Source organism: Arhodomonas sp. KWT, from assembly GCF_010993615.1.
This window is the reverse complement of sequence record NZ_WNXE01000682.1, coordinates 1-896: the sequence shown is the minus strand read 5'-3', so window position 1 is coordinate 896 and position 896 is coordinate 1. Positions and strand designations below refer to the sequence as shown.

1 protein-coding gene is annotated in these 896 nt (G+C 76.3%); it reads left to right on the top strand.

From position 1 onward, the window contains the following. Positions 1–18: 18 nt before the first annotated feature. On the top strand, positions 19–896 hold an 878-nt coding region (locus G7A99_RS21700), incomplete at its 3' end, for a TolC family protein (protein WP_240466374.1).

Genomic DNA, 896 nt, shown 5'->3' with positions numbered 1-896 from the left:
TGCACCCCGAACACCGACATGCCCGCGCGCGATGCCGCGCCGGTGCCGGAACGCTTCTCCGCGAGCGGGGACGGTGCGCTGCCGTCGCGCTGGTGGCGGCACTTCGACGATCCGGCCCTGGCGGCGCTGGAGCGCGAGGCCCTGGCGGGCAGTTTCTCGCTCGCCGGCGCGCGGGCGCGGCTCCGCCGCGCGCGGGCGCTGGCCCGGCTGGAGGGGGCCGGGCAGCGCCCGCAGCTGCAGGCCAGCAGCGGGGCGAGGACCCAGCGCAACGATGGCGAGAGCACCGAGCGCTACACCGGCTCGCTGACCGCCAGCTTCGAGGTCGACCTGTGGGGACGGCTGGCCTCCCAGGCCCGTGCTGCCGGGCTGGAGGCGCAGGCGAGCCGCTTCGACCTGCGTGCCGCGGCGGTGACCCTGAGCGCGGAGGTCGCACGCACCTACTATCAGCTCCTGAGCCAGCACGAGACCATCGAGCTGCTGCGCCGCCAGCGTGACCTCAACGCGCGTATCGCCGATCTCATCGAGGTGCGCTTCCGTAACGGCCAGGTCACCGCCGACGAGCTGCTGCGCCAGCGCCAGCTCACCGAGCAGACCGGCACCACCCTGGAGCAGGCCCTGGGTGAGCGCGACCGGTTGCGCGCGGACCTCGCCGCGCTGCTCGGCCGCCCGCCCCAGGCGCTGGCGCTGCCGACCGAGGCGCCGGAGCGCGTGGTGGTGCCGCCGCTGCCGGACGTGGGCGTGCCCTCGGCGTGGCTGCGCCGCCGCCCGGACCTGCGCGCTGCCTTCCTGCGGGTGCGCTCGGCGGACGCCACGGTGGCGGCCTCCATCGCCGAGCGCTACCCGAGCCTGGATCTCTCCGCCTCGCTGACCAGCACCGCCGTGTCCGCCGCCCGCGC